This window comes from Sphaerisporangium perillae, from assembly GCF_023276435.1.
Lineage (GTDB): Bacteria > Actinomycetota > Actinomycetes > Streptosporangiales > Streptosporangiaceae > Sphaerisporangium > Sphaerisporangium perillae.
This window is the reverse complement of record NZ_JALLPO010000009.1, coordinates 156,183-172,455: the sequence shown is the minus strand read 5'-3', so window position 1 is coordinate 172,455 and position 16,273 is coordinate 156,183. Positions and strand designations below refer to the sequence as shown.

The 16,273-nt window shown below is 70.1% G+C and carries 19 protein-coding genes; 9 read left to right on the top strand and 10 right to left on the bottom strand.

The window, feature by feature from the left end:
- Positions 1-148: 148 nt before the first annotated feature.
- Entirely contained in the window at positions 149-1,132 is a 984-nt protein-coding gene (locus MYF83_RS11265; protein ID WP_248960195.1) for an integrase core domain-containing protein, read from the top strand.
- A 304-nt stretch (positions 1,133-1,436) separates the two neighbouring features.
- Here the strand turns inward: MYF83_RS11265 and MYF83_RS11260 are convergent, their stop codons facing one another.
- Together MYF83_RS11260 and MYF83_RS11255 are read right to left on the bottom strand one after the other, a co-directional pair.
- On the bottom strand, positions 1,437-2,657 hold the full coding sequence (locus MYF83_RS11260) for an RNA polymerase sigma factor (RefSeq protein ID WP_248960194.1): 1,221 nt from the start codon (positions 2,655-2,657) through the stop codon (positions 1,437-1,439).
- Positions 2,654-3,025 carry a YciI family protein gene (locus MYF83_RS11255; RefSeq protein WP_248960193.1) on the bottom strand — a complete coding sequence of 124 codons (372 nt, stop codon included), beginning with the start codon at positions 3,023-3,025 and terminating at the stop codon, positions 2,654-2,656. Before MYF83_RS11255 ends, MYF83_RS11260 begins: the two co-directional genes overlap by 4 nt.
- 115 nt (positions 3,026-3,140) lie before the next feature.
- Here MYF83_RS11255 and MYF83_RS11250 point away from each other — a divergent pair, with 115 nt between their 5' ends.
- From MYF83_RS11250 to MYF83_RS11230, 5 genes are all read left to right on the top strand, one after another.
- Positions 3,141-3,533, top strand: coding sequence for a DUF1761 domain-containing protein (locus tag MYF83_RS11250; RefSeq protein WP_248960192.1), 393 nt, complete (start codon positions 3,141-3,143; stop codon positions 3,531-3,533).
- A gap of 5 nt (positions 3,534-3,538) precedes the next feature.
- On the top strand, positions 3,539-3,826 hold the full coding sequence (locus tag MYF83_RS11245) for a DUF1905 domain-containing protein (RefSeq protein ID WP_248960191.1): 288 nt from the start codon (positions 3,539-3,541) through the stop codon (positions 3,824-3,826).
- A 226-nt stretch (positions 3,827-4,052) separates the two neighbouring features.
- Positions 4,053-4,952: a DNA-3-methyladenine glycosylase family protein gene (locus MYF83_RS11240; protein ID WP_248960190.1), complete on the top strand. Its 900-nt coding sequence runs from the start codon at positions 4,053-4,055 to the stop codon at positions 4,950-4,952.
- A gap of 411 nt (positions 4,953-5,363) precedes the next feature.
- Complete coding sequence (locus MYF83_RS11235) at positions 5,364-5,795, top strand: Rrf2 family transcriptional regulator (RefSeq protein WP_248960189.1); 432 nt, start codon at positions 5,364-5,366, stop codon at positions 5,793-5,795.
- A gap of 77 nt (positions 5,796-5,872) precedes the next feature.
- Positions 5,873-6,634: an NIPSNAP family protein gene (locus MYF83_RS11230; protein WP_248960188.1), complete on the top strand. Its 762-nt coding sequence runs from the start codon at positions 5,873-5,875 to the stop codon at positions 6,632-6,634.
- Between the two features lie 44 nt (positions 6,635-6,678).
- Here the strand turns inward: MYF83_RS11230 and MYF83_RS11225 are convergent, their stop codons facing one another.
- Both MYF83_RS11225 and MYF83_RS11220 read right to left on the bottom strand, forming a co-directional pair.
- Positions 6,679-7,152, bottom strand: coding sequence for a hypothetical protein (locus MYF83_RS11225; RefSeq protein ID WP_248960187.1), 474 nt, complete (start codon positions 7,150-7,152; stop codon positions 6,679-6,681).
- Positions 7,153-7,446: 294 nt separating this feature from the next.
- Positions 7,447-8,082, bottom strand: a complete 636-nt coding sequence (locus tag MYF83_RS11220; RefSeq protein WP_248960186.1) for a class I SAM-dependent methyltransferase — start codon at positions 8,080-8,082, stop codon at positions 7,447-7,449.
- A 289-nt stretch (positions 8,083-8,371) separates the two neighbouring features.
- Here MYF83_RS11220 and MYF83_RS11215 point away from each other — a divergent pair, with 289 nt between their 5' ends.
- The gene (locus MYF83_RS11215; RefSeq protein ID WP_248960185.1) at positions 8,372-8,899 is read left to right on the top strand and encodes a gamma carbonic anhydrase family protein; all 528 of its coding nucleotides are present in this window, start codon (positions 8,372-8,374) and stop codon (positions 8,897-8,899) included.
- 273 nt (positions 8,900-9,172) lie between these two features.
- Positions 9,173-10,672 carry an amidohydrolase gene (locus MYF83_RS11210; protein ID WP_248960184.1) on the top strand — a complete coding sequence of 500 codons (1,500 nt, stop codon included), beginning with the start codon at positions 9,173-9,175 and terminating at the stop codon, positions 10,670-10,672.
- Here MYF83_RS11210 and MYF83_RS44245 read toward each other — a convergent pair.
- The 4 genes from MYF83_RS44245 to MYF83_RS11190 all read right to left on the bottom strand — a co-directional run bounded on the left by MYF83_RS44245 (position 10,664) and on the right by MYF83_RS11190 (position 14,284).
- Positions 10,664-11,068 carry an LLM class flavin-dependent oxidoreductase gene (locus MYF83_RS44245; protein ID WP_372500135.1) on the bottom strand — a complete coding sequence of 135 codons (405 nt, stop codon included), beginning with the start codon at positions 11,066-11,068 and terminating at the stop codon, positions 10,664-10,666. The two genes, MYF83_RS11210 and MYF83_RS44245, sit on opposite strands and share 9 nt — an antisense overlap.
- Before the next feature lie 96 nt (positions 11,069-11,164).
- On the bottom strand, positions 11,165-12,310 hold the full coding sequence (locus MYF83_RS11200) for a sulfotransferase family protein (protein WP_248960183.1): 1,146 nt from the start codon (positions 12,308-12,310) through the stop codon (positions 11,165-11,167).
- Positions 12,311-12,329: 19 nt separating this feature from the next.
- Complete coding sequence (locus MYF83_RS11195; RefSeq protein WP_248960182.1) at positions 12,330-13,106, bottom strand: SDR family oxidoreductase; 777 nt, start codon at positions 13,104-13,106, stop codon at positions 12,330-12,332.
- The gene (locus MYF83_RS11190) at positions 13,106-14,284 is read right to left on the bottom strand and encodes a hypothetical protein (RefSeq protein ID WP_248960181.1); all 1,179 of its coding nucleotides are present in this window, start codon (positions 14,282-14,284) and stop codon (positions 13,106-13,108) included. The genes MYF83_RS11195 and MYF83_RS11190 overlap by 1 nt, the downstream gene beginning before the upstream one ends.
- Positions 14,285-14,373: 89 nt before the next feature.
- Here MYF83_RS11190 and MYF83_RS11185 point away from each other — a divergent pair, with 89 nt between their 5' ends.
- Complete coding sequence (locus MYF83_RS11185) at positions 14,374-15,300, top strand: IclR family transcriptional regulator (RefSeq protein WP_248960180.1); 927 nt, start codon at positions 14,374-14,376, stop codon at positions 15,298-15,300.
- Here MYF83_RS11185 and MYF83_RS11180 read toward each other — a convergent pair.
- Both MYF83_RS11180 and MYF83_RS11175 read right to left on the bottom strand, forming a co-directional pair.
- The gene (locus MYF83_RS11180) at positions 15,260-15,739 is read right to left on the bottom strand and encodes a nuclear transport factor 2 family protein (protein WP_248960179.1); all 480 of its coding nucleotides are present in this window, start codon (positions 15,737-15,739) and stop codon (positions 15,260-15,262) included. The genes MYF83_RS11185 and MYF83_RS11180 overlap by 41 nt on opposite strands.
- Positions 15,740-15,813: 74 nt before the next feature.
- Complete coding sequence (locus MYF83_RS11175) at positions 15,814-16,260, bottom strand: nuclear transport factor 2 family protein (protein ID WP_248960178.1); 447 nt, start codon at positions 16,258-16,260, stop codon at positions 15,814-15,816.
- Between the last annotated feature and the right edge of the window lie 13 nt (positions 16,261-16,273).

Below are 16,273 nucleotides of genomic sequence, written 5' to 3'. Positions count from 1 at the left end.
GTGAGCTGCGGTGATGTGTAATCGATAGCTCTCGAAGAGGTGGCTGGGTCTGGCATCCTCGACAGTCGTGGCGCTGCACTTGATGTATTTGATCTTCTGCTGATTGGTCGGCTGGCTGTCCCTGTTGGCTCGTAACGATGCCGCGAAGGTGCTGGAGATCCTGGTGCTGCGTCATGAGGTCGCCGTCCTACGCCGTCAGGTGGACCGGCCGCGGTTGTCGTGGGCCGATCGTGCGATCTTGTCCGCGTTGGTCAGACCACTGCCGAAGGCGCTACGTGTGCATCGGCTGGTGACGCCAGGCACACTGTTGCGCTGGCACCAGCGACTGGTCGCCCGCCAGTGGACCTATCCTCAGCGAAAACCGGGCAGGCCACCGACCGACCCGACGATCGTGGCGCTAGTGCTGAGGCTGGCCCGGGAGAACTCGTCGTGGGGGTACGAGCGGATACGCGGCGAGCTGAAGAATCTCGGGTACAGGGTCAGCGGTGCGACGATCCGCCGGATCTTGAAGCGGGCCGGCCTGGAGCCTGCACCTCGGCGCGGCAATGACCAGTGGCGCGATTTCATCCGCGCCCACGCAGCCAGCACGCTGGCGTGTGACTTCTTCTCGGTCGACACCGTTACGCTGCGCCGCTTGTACGTCTTCTTCGTGGCCGAGGTCGGAACCCGGTTCGTTCACGTCCTGGGCGTGACCGCCAGACCAGACGGAGCATGGGTCGCCCAGCAGGCCCGCAACCTCCTGATCGATCTAGGGGACCGTGCTGGCGAGTTTCGGTTCCTTGTCCGCGACCGGGACGCCAAGTTCACGCGGGCCTTCGATGAGGTCATGGCCGGGAATGGCACAAGAGTGATCAAAATCCCGCCCCGCTCGCCTCGCGCGAATGCGTTCGCGGAGCGGTGGGTGCGGACAGCGCGTTGCGAGTGCACTGACCGGATGTTGATCTTCGGGGAGTGGCACCTGCGGATGATGCTGACCGAATACGCGGCCCACTACAACCAGCACAGGCCACACCGATCCTTGGATCTTCGACCTCCCGCCGACGGCGCAGACCTGATCCGCCTCCCGGTCGGCTGGATCGAACGCCGCCAAGTCCTCGGCGGTCTGATCAACGAGTACGAGAGAGCAGGCTGACCAAGGACAGGCTCGGCTGCGAAGGCCGCAAGTCAACACTCATGGCCGAATTTTGACACCCTTCAGGGTCCTACTGCTGTCCAGGGCAATGTCGACGGACCGCCCCCGGAGGGATCTCCCTCGGATCGCTTGCCGGCGGCTTTCTGATCTTCACTGCTGATCGCAGTCAGCGAAAGTCAGCGAAGACCGCACGAGCCCTGCCGAACCGCATGTCCGCGAATGAGGCGGACAGCTCCGGGGACGCCAAAGGGCCGGTCGACCGTCGCGGGTCCGGAACCCATCGGGGCCTCCAGGCTGGGGAAGGTCAAGAGTCGACTCTGGCGCGCGACTGCAGGTAGCGCTGTTCGGGCAGGCTGAAGGTGCGCCTGGCAGCCTGGGCGTAGCACTCCTTTGCGGCCGCGTGGTCACCGGCGAGGTCGAGGAGGTATCCATGGACGGCGTCGAACCGGTAGTGCTCGGCGATGGCCGGTTCTGCCCGGGCGGCGCGGAGCTCCTCCAGCCCGGCTGCGGGGCCGTGCGCCATGCCGAGGGCCACGATCCGGTTCAGCGTGACCATAGGACCTGGGGCGAGCCGAGTCAGTAGGTCGTAGAGGACGAGGATCTGACTCCAGTCGGTGTCCTCGGGTCGGCCGGCTTCGTCGTGGACGGCTGCGATGGCTGCCTGAAGCTGGTAGGGGCCGATCGGAGCGGTCTGCAGGGCATGGGTGATCAGCGCGGTTCCTTCGGTGATCGCTGCGGCGTCCCACCGAGTGCGGTCCTGCTCCGAGAGGGGCACGAGGTCGCCGGAGGGTGTGTTGCGGGCCGGGCTGCGCGCCTCGGTGAGCAGCATGAGGGCCAGCAGCCCGGCGATCTCACCGTCATCCGGCAGGTGGACGTGCAGTTGGCGCGCCAGTCGGATCGCCTCGGTGGACAGCTCGACCCGGTTGACAGTGGGCCCAGAGCTGGCGGTTGATCCCTCGGTGAAGATCAGGTAGAGGACCTCCATCACGCTCCGGATCCGCGCGGCGCGATCGGCGGTGTCGGGGAGCCGGAACCGTGTCCCGGACGCCTTGATGCGCTGCTTGGCCCGGCTGATGCGCTGCGCCACGGTGGCCTCGGGCACCAGCAGCCCGCGAGCGATCTCGGCGGTGGTCAGCCCGCCGACCGCACGCAGGGTCAGCGCGACCTGGGACGGCGGGGTGAGGCTGGGGTGACAGCACATCAGGAACAGGGTGAGGGTGTCGTCGACGGGTGAAACAGCCCCTGGATCGGCAGACGCGAGGATGGCGAGCGCCCGCTCCCTGTCTGCGCGGGCAGCGTCACTGCGGTATCGGTCGATGAACCGACGGGAGGCGACGGTGATCAGCCATGCCTTGGGGTTGGTCGGTACACCTTGGGTGGGCCACTGGGTTGTCGCGGCCACCAGAGCTTCTTGGAGCGCGTCCTCGCAGGCGTCGAAACTGCCGTGGTGGCGGACCAGCGCCCCGAGGACTTGCGGGGCCAGTTCGCGCAGCAGTTGTCGCTCGAACTCGACGTGGCTGCTCATACCTCGAAGCCGGACAGCGCCATCACCGGCCTCACCTCGACGAGGCCCATGGCCGCTTCGGGGATGCGTGCGGCGATCTCGACTGCACGGTCGATGCTGTCGCACTCGACGAGGTAGAAACCGGCCACGAGCTCCTTGACCTCGGCGAAGGGCCCGTCGGTCGCGGTCGCCTGCCCCGCCTCCACCCGAACCCGCCTGGCCGTGGTCGGGTCGGCGAGAGCCTCCGTGACGATCAGTTCGCCGGTCGCGGCCAACGCCTCGTTGAGGGTGGTGTAGGCCTCGAGCCCTCCCCTGCGCTGCTCGGCGGATAGCTGGCTCCACAGCTGCCGGGACTCCGGGTTGCTGTAGATCAGGATCAAATACTTCATGACAGGTTCCCGGTCCGAATTCTCCTGGTGTGGCCTGTCGAGAATACCCACTCGGCCCCGACGTCCCCCGTGAGAGCCACTCAGCCGAGAGCTCTGAGACGAGGAGGGTTCGACGTTGACCGAGCTGAACTATCTCGCGGTCGTGGCGGCCGCGGTCGTGGCGTTTTTGCTGAGCACTGTCTGGTACATCGGGTTCGGTACCCGATTGGCGAAGCTGGCGGACGCCTACGCCACTGAGGAGCGGCCACCGGCCTGGATGATGATGGCGGAGCTGCTCCGCGGCGCGCTGGTAGCGGTGGTCCTCGCGTGGCTCACCGGCAAGGTGGACGCGACCGGGTGGATCGAGGCGCTCCGCCTAGCATGCGTCTTGTGGATCGGCTTCCCTGTCGTGTTGCTGGCCGGCTCGGTGCTGCACGAGAAGGTTCCGTGGCGGCTGGCCGCCATCCACGCGGGAGACTGGCTGGTCAAGCTGGCCGCGATCACGGTCATCGTCGGGACATGGAGGTGAGGGGCATGAACGGGCACACCCGGGGAACGCTGGACAAGCAGTTCACCGCGATCATGCGGAAGAGTCCCAGCAAGGGCGGGTGGACCTACGCGGTGATGCCCGACTCGGTCGAGTACTTCGGCACCCGGGGGCTGGTCAAGGTCCGGGGCACCATGGACGGACACCCGTTCCAGAGCTCGTTCATGGCGCTGGGGGATGGTACCCATAAACTGCCGTTCTCAGCTGCGCTGCGCCGGGCGATGGGGAAGCAAGCCGGTGACGTGATCACCGTTCACCTCACCGAACGACTCTGACGGGAATAATCCCAGGGCTCCGTGGGTCTCTTCAGACTCTTTGACCCCAGACCCGGGCGTTTCCACGGAGCCCGCAAGCTGGGACCCCGAGCCGACGGCCCCGGCATGGCTAGGCTGCCCGACGAGGAGATGGACCACCCCGCGGTGAGGGCCAAGGCCGACAGTCTCCGTAACGGTCGGGGAGGCCCGTACCGGCCGGTTCGCCCGGCCTCCTACCATACGGCGCATGACCACGCACGGATTCGCTCTCACCGCCGAGGGGCTGTTCGACTTCGGCGCCTCGCTGCGCTTCGTCGAGGACTGGCCGGCCACCAGCGCGCTGCCCTCCGACGGGCAGGCGCTGCGCTTCGCCTACTGCGCGGAGTCCGACTGGCTGCCGATCGGCGTGACCGTGACGGCCGCGCCGGGCGGGGTCGCCGTCGCCACGACGCGGGCCGCGGGGCCGCGGATCCGGGACGAGGTGGCGCGGACCCTCTCCCTTGACGTGGACGGCACCGGCTTCGCCGAACTCGGCGAGGCCGACCCGGTGCTCGGCGACCTCCAGCGGCGCAGCCCCGGCCTGCGGCCAGTGTGCTTCTGGAGTCCGTGGGAGGCGGCGTGCTGGGCGGTGATCGTGCAGCGCTCGTCGATGCTGATCGCCGCCCGGCTCAAGCAGCGCATCGCGGAGCGGTACGGCGCTAAGGTCATCGTGGACGGGCGGGCGTACTCGGCCTTCCCCCCTCCCGTGACGCTGCTGGAGGCCGGCGGCCTCGGTCTGCCCGCACAGAAGGAGGAGTGGCTGCGCGGGCTGGCCCGCGCCGCGCTCGACGGCGTGCTCACCACCGAGCACCTGCGCGCGCTCGGCCCGGAGGAGGCCCTTGCCGAGTTGCGTGCCCTGCCCGGCGTCGGGCCGTTCTCCGCAGGCCTGATCCTGATCCGCGGCGCGGGCGCGCCGGACGCGTTCCCGGGCGACGAGCCGCGCCTGTTCGCGATCCTGCGTGAGGTGTACGGCCTGCCGGAGGACGCCCCGCCGGCCGCGTACCGGAGGCTGTCGGAGGAATGGCGGCCCTACCGCTCCTGGGCCTCTTTCCTGTTCCGGGCGTCCACCTACGGTGTCATGGACGATCGGAAGCGAACGCCGCACTGATCAGAGCGAGTTCCTGAGCGATTACCACAGTGCTCTGGACGCCGCGAACGAGCCAGGAAACGGTGTCAGCCGATATTCGGATGCGTTCGTAGTGCTTGAGCACCGATGAGTGACCTGGACTTCTTCGTCGACCTGGTGATCACGGGCACGGTGCTGGGGTTGACCACACCAGCGAACTGGCAGACGTCGAGGAGGCGCTCGGGCGCGGCCACACGGGCGAGGCGCCGTCGCGGATGCTCTCCGACTTCGGCCACGCATTCGCCGGCGACTACGGCGGTCCGCCGGGTGAGGTCCCGCGAGTCAGCGAGAAGTCAGCAAGACGGCTCATGCTGGGCGGGGGAGACGCCTTGGGATGGGCGTCCGGTTGACATCCTTTCGACTGTAATAGAGGCTGTTACAGCAGGAGGGGTGATGGCAGCGAACAGCCGGCTCACGATCGCCGTGCACATTCTGACGTGGTTGGCCCTCGCGCACCGGCGCGGAACGGAGCTGCTGACCTCTGACGAGGTCGCCGCCAGCGTCAACACGAATCCGGTGATCATCCGGCGTAGTCTCGGTGACCTGCGGCGGGCGGGCCTGGTGACCGTGCGTCACGGCGCGGGGGCGGGGTGGAGCCTGGCCCGCGTGCCGGAGGAGATCGTGCTGCTCGACGTGTACGACGCCGTCGAGGGGGAGCCGTTGTTCGGCATGCATCACACCGAGCCCAACCTCGAATGCCCGGTCGGCAAGGGGATCCGGCCTGTACTGGGTGATGTGTACGGCAAGGCCGAGTTGGCCCTGCGTGCGGAGTTGGGGCGCACGTCGATAGCCGACGTGCTACGCGAGACCCTGCAGGTGAGCTAGGCGCCCCTGGGGCTGGCGGCCTTCGGCGTACTCCTTGTTGTAACAAAAGTTGTTCTAATGAACAGAAGGAGATCCTCGTGTCCGACGTACGATGCCCGATCGTCGAGCTGAGGCAGTACACGCTGCACCCCGGTCAGCGCGACGTGCTGATCAGCCTTTTCGACCGGGAGTTCGTCGAGTCGCAGGAGGCGGTCGGCATGACGGTCCTCGGACAGTTCCGCGACCTGGACGACCCGGACCGGTTCGTCTGGCTGCGGGGATTCGACGACATGCCGCACCGCGCCGAGGCGCTCGGCCGCTTCTACGGCGGGCCGATCTGGAAGGCGCACCGCGAGCAGGCCAACGCCACGATGATCGACTCGGACGACGTACTGCTGCTGAGGCCCGTCACCGCGCGGACCGGCTTCCCTGCCGCCGCCGCCGCCCGGCCGCCGGCCGGCGAGACGACCCCGCCTCCGCCGGCCGGCGGGACGACCCCGCCTCCGCCGGTCGTGCTCGCGACGATCTACTACGGCGACGGCCCGTTCGACGAGACGTTCGTGGAGTTCTTCGACCGGCAGATCTGCCCCGCCCTGACGGAGGCGGGCGCCACGCCACTGGCCTGCCTGCAGACCGAACACGCGGCGAACACCTTCCCGGCGCTGCCGGTGCGAACCGGCGAGAACGTCTTCGTGTGGTTCGCCCGGTTCGCCGACGAGCGGCACCTCGTCGAGCATCTGGACCGCTTGGAGCACTCGGATCGGTGGCGCGACAAGGTGCTGCCCACCTTGTCGGCGATGCCGGCCAGAACCCCGCAGCGGTTGCGACTGGCTCCCACCGCGAGATCCCTGCTGCGCTGAGCGCGTCGGTCGCACCTGCGACAAGCCGCAGAGGGGCAGGGTGTTCAGGGAGCGCTACTCACCGGTTCCGTGAACGAGTACATGTGCGCCGCGCGGAGCAGGGTCGTGATCACACGCTCGGGGGCCGGGGCGTCTTGGCGCGTGATCCGCTGACCGTGGAGGAACAGCAGGACGCCGAGGCGCGACCAGGCAGGCAGCTCGCCGTCAGGAGTGGAGAAGGCGGCGATCTGCCGGGCGTCCGCCCATTTCTGGAAGTCCGACCGGATCGCCTCCGCATCCTTCAGGCATTCGGCGGCGCTTTCCGGCTCGGCCTGCAGGGCCAGCTCCCGCAGCGCGGCGTAGGCGCCCTGCGGGATGCCGAACCCTTCGGCCAAGGACCTCGCGAGGCGCAGCAGGGCGGCCGCGCCGTGCGGGTTCCCCTCCAGATGCCTGGCGAGATATGTGTCGCGGGTGGCGATCGCGCGAAGCGTCTCGTCGCGAAGCGTGTGCCAGTCAGGCAGCGTCGACGGCGGATCCATGCTGATCCCGGCGCCACAGAACAACAGCAAACGCCGCGAGGCGACCGCTTTGTGAAGATCGGTTGCACCGCGCATGGAGACGCCCCTGACCCGGTTGGCCTATGGCCCGAAGCTACCAATGGACGAGATCAATTGGAACGCCGCCCGCCTGAGGACGGCGCCGCCAAAAGCGCCCGGATTCTCCCTGCCGCCGGGGGTGATCTGGCTTGTCGCGGTGAAGTTCACGGTTCAAGAAGGGCGCCCTCGGCGATCGCATCGGTGCGTTCTACAGCCGGCCTTTGAATTCGTGCGAGGTCATCTGCGGGCCAGCCCGCGGATGCAGAAGGAGATCGGGCTGTGAACCCCGGCGGGGAACAGGAACCGCTCCTCGGCCTCGATGGTGAAGCCGGCCGCCTCGATCGCGGCGGCGCTGTCGCGGGCGGTGTGGCAGCCGCCGGCCAGCCGCGGCCACACGGTGGCGTCCAGCAGACGCTGCGTCCGCGCCCAGCCGGGGGTGTCGGCGCGGACGTGTTCGAGGAAACGCAGCCGGCCGCCGGGTACCAGGACACGGCGCATCTCCCGCAACGCGGCGCCGGGGTCGGCCAGCGAGCACAGTACGAATGAGACCACCGCGGCGTCGAAGCTCGCATCGGCGGCGGGCAGCTGCTCGGCCAGGCCGCCGGTGACCTCGATCGGCACGGGTGCCCGTGTGGCGGCGCGGTGGGCGGTGGCTCGCAGCCGTGGCTCTGGCTCGATGGCGACCACGCCGGTGACGGACGGCGGGTAGTGGGCGAAGTTGAGCCCGTTGCCGGCGCCGACCTCGATCACCGGCCCCGACAGCCCGGCCAGCAACGCCTGCCGGTGTTCGGCCAGGCCGTGATGCTCCAGCACCTGGCTGAGCCAGGTGTAGAACCGGGCGAAGACCGGATGGCTGACACGCGTCGTCGACATGGCATCCCCCTGTTTCTGCCCACGGTATTCGCCTTCCGGGAGCAGGAACGGGCGGCCATGCCCGAACCCGGCTCCGTGCCGCCCGGCCGAGAGTGCCGCCGAGCCGGCCGGTTCCTCATCGCGTGATTGCGATGAGCGTGAAGCATAAGTACTACAAAGTCTTGACGTGTGGAACTGTAGAATCGCCGAATATTGAGGCTTGAGACCCCCGCGGCCGGGTCGTCCTCGGCGACGATGGTTTCCGGCCGTGGACACCCCGATGGTCGCGGATTCCGCGGTGGAGTGAGAGATGCCCATCTACGCGCTCGGAGACCAGGTGCCCCGGATCCATCCGGACGCTTACGTCCACCCGGACGCCGTCGTCATCGGCGACGTGCGGATCGGCGCCGAGGCGTCGATATGGCCGACGGCGGTGCTGCGGGGCGACTTCGGGTGGATCGGCGTCGGAGAGCGCACCTCCATTCAGGACGGCACGGTCCTGCACACGACCGAGCAGCGGCCGACCGTGATCGGCAGTGACTGCGTGGTCGGGCACAACGCCCATCTCGAGGGGTGCACGGTCGAGGACCGCTGCCTCATCGGCTCGGGTGCCGTGGTCCTCAACCACGCCGTCGTGCGCGCGGGGTCGGTGATCGGCGCGCAGGCGCTCGTGCCAGAGGGCCTGGAGGTCCCCGCCGGCCACATGGCCCTCGGCGTGCCCGCCCGGCCCAGGCCGATGGACGGCACCGCGCAGGCCGAGTGGATCGACTACGGGGTAGGTGAATATCTCGACAACGCGAAGCGCTACCGGCAGGAGCTGCGCAGGATCGACCCGTAGCCGCTCAACGGCGAACCCGGCACCGAGAGCACCCGAGAACCGTGACACATGTCCGCACGGTTCTCCAGCCAGGATGGCATATCCAGCAGGTGAAGAGCTTCGCACGCGTTGCCGAGCGCTCCAGATCCACGTCCGGCCTGATCCCGGTCAGGGGAGCGGCCGGCGTCTCTTCGGACGTTCCGTCGGGGCCTCGGGCGGCGCGGCGGATCGGCCGCGGGATGTCCTGGACGGCCTCGTCGTGGTGGGCGGCTGCCCGGTGGTTAGGGTTCCGGCATGTCCTCTGGTGCTGTGGGCTCGACGCCTTCTGTTCCTCCGACTCCCGATGTGCGGCCGGGTCTGCTGTTGCGTAACGCGCGGGTCGGCCTGGACGGGCCCCTGCGGCACGTTCTGATCTCGGGCGGCCGGGTGGCCGCCGTGCGGGACGAGCGGCCCGCCGCCGGGGCCGGCGTCCAGGACGTGGATCTTGAGGGGGCGACGCTTCTGCCTGGGCTCTGGGACGCGCACGTGCACAGCGTGCAGTGGGCCCAGGCCCGCCGGCGGATCGATCTGCGTGGTGCGCGTTCGGCGCGGGAGGCCGCCGACCTGGTCCGGCCGCACGTCCGGTCGTCCGAGCCGGCCGTGGGGTTCGGGTTCCGTGACGCACTTTGGCCGGACGAGCCGGACAAGTCGCTGCTTCCCGCGGCCCATCCCGTCGTGTTGATCAGCAACGACCTGCACACGATCTGGCTCAGCCCCGCCGCGCTCGCTCTCATCGGCAGGGGTGACCATCCGACCGGGGTGCTGCGTGACGGGGAGTGCTACCAGGCGCTGGCCGCGCTGCCACCGCCCCCTCTCGATCTGCTGGACAGGTGGGTGGCCGAGGCGACCGCCGCGGCCGCGGAGCTCGGCGTGACGGGCCTGCTGGATTTCGAGTTCGCCGACAACGTCACGGACTGGCTGCGGCGGGTCGGCGAGCAGGCTGTCGCCGTGCGGGTGACCTGCTCGATTCCTGGGAGCCGGCTCGACGAGGCGATCGCCCGCGGGCTGCGCACCGGCGACCCGGTGCCGGGTTCCGGCGGGCTGCTGGAGGTGGGGCCGGTCAAGATCTTCCTCGACGGTTCGCTCAACACCCGTACCGCCTGCTGTGACGACCCGTACCCGGGCTCCGGGGGGTGCGGGCGGCTGGAGATGGCGCCGGACGAGCTGGTCGGGACGATGGCGCTCGCCGCCCGGCACGGTCTGCACCCAGCCGTGCACGCCATCGGGGACCTCGCGGCCTCGATCGCGCTCGACGCCTTCGACTCCGTCGGCTGTCCGGGGCGCATCGAGCACGCGCAACTCGTCCGCGCGGCCGACTTCGCCAGGTTCGCGCGGCCGGGCCTGGTCGCCGGGGTGCAGCCGGCGCATGCCCCGGACGACCGCGAGGTCGCCGACACCGCCTGGCGCGGCCGCACCTCCCGGGCCTTCGCGTACGCCGATCTGCTCGCGGCGGGCGCGACCCTGGAGCTCGGTTCCGACGCCCCGGTCGCGCCGCTGGACCCTTGGGACGGCATCGCCTCGGCGGTGGCCCGGACCGATGACGAGCGCCCGCCCTGGCATCCCGAGCAGGCCATCCCGCTCCGGGCGGCGCTCGCCGCGGCCGGCAGGGGACGCACTGCCGTACAGGTAGGAGACCCGGCCGACCTGATGATCCTGGAGCGGGACCCGTCCCTGCTCACCCCTGAGGAACTGCGCCGTCCGGCGGTGCTCGGCACGCTCCTGGGCGGCCGGTGGACCCATCGGCGATCACTTTGAGCCGCGGCGGGACCCGCTACGGCTCGTCCGGGCCGGCGGGGACGTGCAGGAGGGCGAGCAGGCGGCGGCGGAGGGCGCCGAAGCCGGGGGCGTCGACGGCCGTACCGCAGCGTGCGGCCCCGCTCGGCCGCCAGCGACCTGATCCACTCGAGCGTGCCGGCGACCGCCGCGGGCGGCTCGCCCCAGGTGAGGTAGACATCGGAGTGCCGCGACCGGACCGGCCGGGCCGGAGGAGCCGCCGAAGTAGATCGGCGGCAGCGGATCGGGGACGCGGGGGATGCGCCCGCCCTCGATCTGGATGTGCCTTCCCGTGAAATCGACCGTCTCGCCGGACCACAGCGCCCGCACCACGTGCAGGAACTCGTCCGCGCGCTCATACCGGGACGTCTTGTCCAGGAAGTCGCCGTAGCCCCGCTGCTCGTGCGGCTCGCCGCCGGTGACGACGTTTGGGGGATCACCGGACCGAGATGCCCTGGTGCGTGGCTTGACGGGCTATCCGGAGAAGGCGAAGCGCTCGTCGATCTGTTCGCCGGTCAGCCCGAAGTCGGACAGGTCGTAGCGATGGGCCGGCCGGCTCGCGCCTGTGCGGCTCTCCTCGTGCAGCGCGCTCATGGCCTTGCGCGCGGCGTCGTCGAAAGGCAGCCCGAAGTGGGCGTAGACGGCCTCGATCGTGCCGAGGGGGTTGCGTACGAACGCGTCGTAGTCGACGTCGAAGAACCGCGCCGGATCGTGCTTCGCGCGCTCCGCGCGGAACCGGTCGAGGCCGCGGCCCCACAGCTCCAGCTGGTCCCGCCCGAGCACCGCGCCGGTGAACACCTCCGACCAGCCCGCGGTCGCGTGGGCCGCGAGGCTGCACATCGACGCCATGGCGGTCCGCGGCGAGCGATGGGTCTGGATGACCAGCGCGTCGGGGTAGACCTCCATCAGTGCGTCCAGGGCGAACAGGTGGCTGGGATGCTTCAGCACCCAGCGCCGGCCGGCGTCGTGGAGCCCGATGAGCCGCAGGTTGCGCCGGTGCCGGCGGTAGGCCGGCGTCCAGTCCTGCGTCTCCAGCCACGCGGAGTACGTCGGCAGGTGGGCGAGGCACTCGAAGGAGATCGCGCGCATCGACTGGCGCAGCAGTTGCCAGCACTCCTCGACCATGTCGGCCGATATGTAGTGCACGCCCATGAACTCGGGGTTGCGCACGTGGTGGCGCTCGTATCCGGACTGGACGGCCTGGAAGACCGGGTTGCCCGCCCACGTCTCGCGTGGCGGCCGCGGCTGGGGCCTCTCGGTCAGCCACACCTCCAGCCCCTGGTGCGCGGGGTCGGCGGCGAGCAGCCGGTGCAGCGCGGTGGTGCCGGTGCGTGGCAGGCCCGTGACGAAGATGGGCCGCTCGATGGATACGTCCGCGTGCTCCGGGTGCTGCTTCCACGCCGCCTCCGACAGCAGCCGGGCGGCGAGCGCGCCGCGCAGCAGCGCGTGTGCCGCCTTGTTGCCCCGGGGGGTGAGCGCCGCGTCGCCGGCATAGGACGAGAGCAGCACCTCCAGGCCGTCGAGGTAGGGGTCTTCGCCGAAGTCGGTCAGGCCCGTGATCTTGCTGGCCGAGGCGTGCAGGTCCTCGGCGGTGCCGACACTTTCGCGTCCTGTGCTCATTGGCGCGGTTCCTCCGGGGTCAGTGGTGCCATTCACCGCAGTTGACGTCGAGGCACTGACCGGTGATCGCCCGCGCCAGCGGGGACAGCAGGAACACCGCGGCGTCGGCGATCTCGTCGGGCTCGGGAAGCCGGCGCAGATCCAGGCCGGCGGCGGTCTCGTCGTACACCTGCTGGGTCGGGACGCCGCGTTTCTTTGCGAGGAAGGCGAAGTACCACTGCAGGTTGTCCGCCCAGATGTATCCGGGCGCGACGGTGTTGACCCGGACGCCCCGCGGCCCGAGTTCGGTCGCCAGGCTCTGCGCGATGGAGAGCAGGCCGGACTTGGTCATCTTGTACGCGCCGTAGGTACGCCGTGAGTGCCGCAGCACCGCCGAGTTGATCATCACGACGGAGCCGCCGTGCTCGGCGAGCGCGGGCACGAAGAGCTGGGTGAGCCGCAGCGCGGCGACCACGTTGGTCTCGAAGGCGGTGCGTATCGCGTCGAGGTCCATGGTGATCAGATCGGTCATCGGCGGCATCGCGAAGGCGTTGTGCACCAGGCCGTCCACCCGGCCGCAGGAGTCCAGCGCCGTCTCGGCCAGCCGCGCGCAGGACGCCTCGTCGGTGATGTCGGTCGGTACGGGGACCGCGCGGCGGCCGAGCTTCTCGACCTCCCGCGCCACCTCGGTCAGCCGCGCCTCGTTCCGCGCCGCCAGCACCACGTCGGCGCCGGCCTTGGCGCACTGGAGCGCGAGGCCGCGGCCGAGGCCCGGCCCGACGCCGGAGATCACAATGACTCGGTTCTCCAGTGACATCAGCCCAGCATCCTTCCGGCGACGGCGGTCTGGCGGGCCGCGATCCGGGCCGCCCACTCCTGCGGGGTCACCCGCTGGCGTTCGTAGTAGGGGAGCCGGTCCGGCAGCTCGTCGAACGCGACCACCTCCACCTCGGGGCCGTCGTCGGGCTTGAGCTCGCGGCCGAGCCGCTGCCAGCGGAACTGCAGGTATCCGCGGCGGTGCCCGGTGCGCTCGACCCAGTTGGCGAGGCTCGGATCCCGCTCGCTGACGACGTAGCGGATCTTCCCGTCGGGATCGACGCGCGCCTGGTCGGCGGTGAGGCTGGTCTGGTGGTTGATGTAGTCCAGCGAGATGTACCACATGCTGCCGAGCTGGAAGCCGTGGTACGGCGCGTCCGCGCGGGCCAGCACCGGGACGGTGATCACCATGACCTGGTCGTCGTCGAGGTCGTAGTGGCCGACCGAGGAGTACTGCGTCGCCAGGCCGCCGGGCGTGGGCCGCGGCCCGGTCATCGTGTTGACGGGCAGGTTGAGGTAGTGCCACTCCGGGAACGCGAGGAAGGTGCGCAGCCGCGAGACCAGCATCTTGCCGGCCACCTCGTACCTTCGGGCCATCCTGTCCACCGGCACCGGCGGGGGAGCGGACCCGAGCGTGTCGGCCCGGTGGATGCGGATCTCGCCGGGCCGCTCCGTCTGCCAGTCGCTGTAGACCTCGCGCGCCAGCAGCATCGCCGCGCCCGGCCCGAGCGTGAAGTGGTTCGGGCCCGCGTCCGGTCGCGGGGGGCCGAAGCGCAGCTCGTACGTCCCGTCCGCGGCGATCTCGATGTCGCGGTCGTCGAAGGCCGCGAGGCTGTCGGGCGACCGTGAGGGCGAGTAGTCGCCGTTGAGCACCTGGAAGCTCAGGTCGGCGGTGGTGCCGCGGCGGCCGGTGACGACGTACTCCGCGTCGTCGCGGATGTAGGCGTGGAAGTAGAGCGTGTCGGGGTTGTCCAGGCCGAGCTTGGTGTACGGCCCGGTGGAGGCGGCGAAGAACGGGAAGTCGCGGTCGTAGGCCCAGACCATGTGCAGCGTCGCCTTGATGCTGCCGGCGAGGTAGTCCAGGCCCTCGGCGAGATCCTGCTCGGTCCGCACGTGCGGCGCCGAGCGGATGATCTGCTCGGCCTCGGTGATCGCCTGGGCGAATGACTGCGGAGACACCGGACTCCCTCGGGGTTGCGGTACAAATATGTACCGAGGCGGTAGGTTGTCTTCCAGGTGAGAGTAGAACTCGTTCTAGGTGGGGGTCAATGGCAACGGCCCGGCGTTCGCCGCCGACCCAGCGGGTGATCGCCGTCCTGGACCACTTCGTCGCGGCCCGCGGCCGCCCGCTCGGCCTGTCCGTCCTCGCCCGCGAGCTCGGCATCAGCAAGCCCACCTGCCTTGGCATCCTCACCGAGCTGGTCGCGGCCGGCTATCTGGTGCGTGACGCGCGGACGACGGCCTACCGCCTCGGCCCCGCTCTCGTCGCGGCGGGACGGGCCGCGCAGCGGAGTTTCGCCGCCGGTGAGGTCGCGCGGCGGCACCTGGCGCCGCTGGCCGAGCGCCATCACGCCACGTGCACCGCGTCGGCCGTCGTCGGCGAGGAGATCATGATCCTCGACGCGGTCGCCCCGCCGGACGCCCCGGCGGTCAAGGTGGGCGAGCGCTACCCGTTCGCGCCGCCGGTCGGCCTGATGTACGTGCTGTGGGGGCCCGACAGGGAGCTCGACCGGTGGCTGGCCAAGGAGCCGACGCTGCCGGTGCGGATGGACCGCGAGCATCTCCGTGCGGTCGTCGAGCATTGCCGGGCGGCGGGATACCTCGTGGAGAGCCTCACGCCGGCCGGCATGCGGCTGCACTCGCTGATGGCCGGTGTCGCCGCGTACGAGCTGCCGCAGGAGGTGCGCGCCCTGGTCGGCGAGATGGTGTCGAGCCTCGGGGAACGCGTCTACCTCGGCGCCGGCCTCGATCCGCGCAAGAGGCACCCGGTCAACCTCATCGCCGCGCCCACCTACGACGCCGACGGCGGGCAGGAGCTGGTTCTCACCCTGCACGTCGGCGCCTCGGTCACCGGCGCGGAGATCGCCCGGCGCGGCGCCGAACTCGTCGCGGCCGCCGCCGCCGTCACCGCGGAGCTCGGCGGCGCGCCGCCGGTCAGGTCGCGGGCGTCGACCAGCGGTTCGCGGTCAATCTGAGGCTGGGCAGGTCGTCGAGGGACACGGTGTACTCGTAGGTCCGCTTGTAGCCGGTGCCGCTGATCCGCCACCGCCCGTCGGAGCAGCGCCGGTAGGTGTCCTCGTAGTAGGCGGATCCGCGGATCAGCAGGCGGTAGGCCGTGGCGACGACGGTGTCGTCGAGGCACCAGGTGCCCTTGGCATGGTCGCCGTCGATCTCGATCTCGGGGTGGCTGACGAGGTGCGTCGTGATCACCTCGGGCCCCACGTTGGCCCGCATGTAGCCGAGGATGGCCTCACGCCCGGCCAGGCGCAGCGGGTCGCCGACCACGTGGGTGTCGTACTCCGCCGCGGCGTCCTCGGTGAGGGTGTCGGCGAAGCCGTCCCAGAGCTTGAGGTCCAGGCAGCGCAGGTAGCGGTACTTCGTCTGGCGGATCTCCTCCAGCGCGATCAGATCCATGCGCCCCAGCATGCTCGACCGCGTGCCGGTTGGCAAGAACGCGTTCTAGTTTACGGTCGCCCGGGTGAGGGGGCCTATGGCGTGGTCAGGGTGGCCAGCGCGCGATCGGGCTCCCAATGGGCGCGGAGCGAGGTGATCAGCCCCGCGTCGTCGACCGTGTAGATGATCACGCAGTCCACCTTCATGGTCGTGCCGCCGCGCAGGGTGACGGTGATGGTGGTGACGTTGGCGCAGCACGGCCCATTGGCGAAGGAGTCCCTGACCCGGAAGTGGAACCCCTGTGCCGAGCCGAAGTTGTCGTCCCAGAACCGCCGGATCCCGTCGTGGCCACGGTGCCCCTTCCCCCCGGGGTCGAGCATCGAGGGGCCGACGGGATCCTCGACGAGGGCGTCGGGGGTGAACAGGCCGAGCCAGTCCTCCTTGCGCCCGGCGGCGACCGTGGCCATGGACAGGCGTGCGGCCCGGCGCGCCGGGTGGGCGGCGTCCGATGCTTCCCAGGTTACAGCGGTGGAATCGATCACAATGAAACTGTAA

What these genes read in the sequence shown, in the direction of transcription:
- MYF83_RS11200 (WP_248960183.1), bottom strand. Translation starts at nt 12,310, where the DNA reads ATGAGCACAGGACGCGAAAGTGTCGGCACCGCCGAGGACCTGCACGCC.
- MYF83_RS11180 (WP_248960179.1), bottom strand. Translation starts at nt 15,739, where the DNA reads ATGGATCTGATCGCGCTGGAGGAGATCCGCCAGACGAAGTACCGCTAC.
- MYF83_RS11185 (WP_248960180.1), top strand. Translation starts at nt 14,374, where the DNA reads ATGGCAACGGCCCGGCGTTCGCCGCCGACCCAGCGGGTGATCGCCGTC.
- MYF83_RS11225 (WP_248960187.1), bottom strand. Translation starts at nt 7,152, where the DNA reads ATGGATCCGCCGTCGACGCTGCCTGACTGGCACACGCTTCGCGACGAG.
- MYF83_RS11245 (WP_248960191.1), top strand. Translation starts at nt 3,539, where the DNA reads ATGAACGGGCACACCCGGGGAACGCTGGACAAGCAGTTCACCGCGATC.
- MYF83_RS11220 (WP_248960186.1), bottom strand. Translation starts at nt 8,082, where the DNA reads ATGTCGACGACGCGTGTCAGCCATCCGGTCTTCGCCCGGTTCTACACC.
- MYF83_RS11195 (WP_248960182.1), bottom strand. Translation starts at nt 13,106, where the DNA reads ATGTCACTGGAGAACCGAGTCATTGTGATCTCCGGCGTCGGGCCGGGC.
- MYF83_RS11235 (WP_248960189.1), top strand. Translation starts at nt 5,364, where the DNA reads ATGGCAGCGAACAGCCGGCTCACGATCGCCGTGCACATTCTGACGTGG.
- MYF83_RS11260 (WP_248960194.1), bottom strand. Translation starts at nt 2,657, where the DNA reads ATGAGCAGCCACGTCGAGTTCGAGCGACAACTGCTGCGCGAACTGGCC.
- MYF83_RS11255 (WP_248960193.1), bottom strand. Translation starts at nt 3,025, where the DNA reads ATGAAGTATTTGATCCTGATCTACAGCAACCCGGAGTCCCGGCAGCTG.
- MYF83_RS11210 (WP_248960184.1), top strand. Translation starts at nt 9,173, where the DNA reads ATGTCCTCTGGTGCTGTGGGCTCGACGCCTTCTGTTCCTCCGACTCCC.
- MYF83_RS11215 (WP_248960185.1), top strand. Translation starts at nt 8,372, where the DNA reads ATGCCCATCTACGCGCTCGGAGACCAGGTGCCCCGGATCCATCCGGAC.
- MYF83_RS11240 (WP_248960190.1), top strand. Translation starts at nt 4,053, where the DNA reads ATGACCACGCACGGATTCGCTCTCACCGCCGAGGGGCTGTTCGACTTC.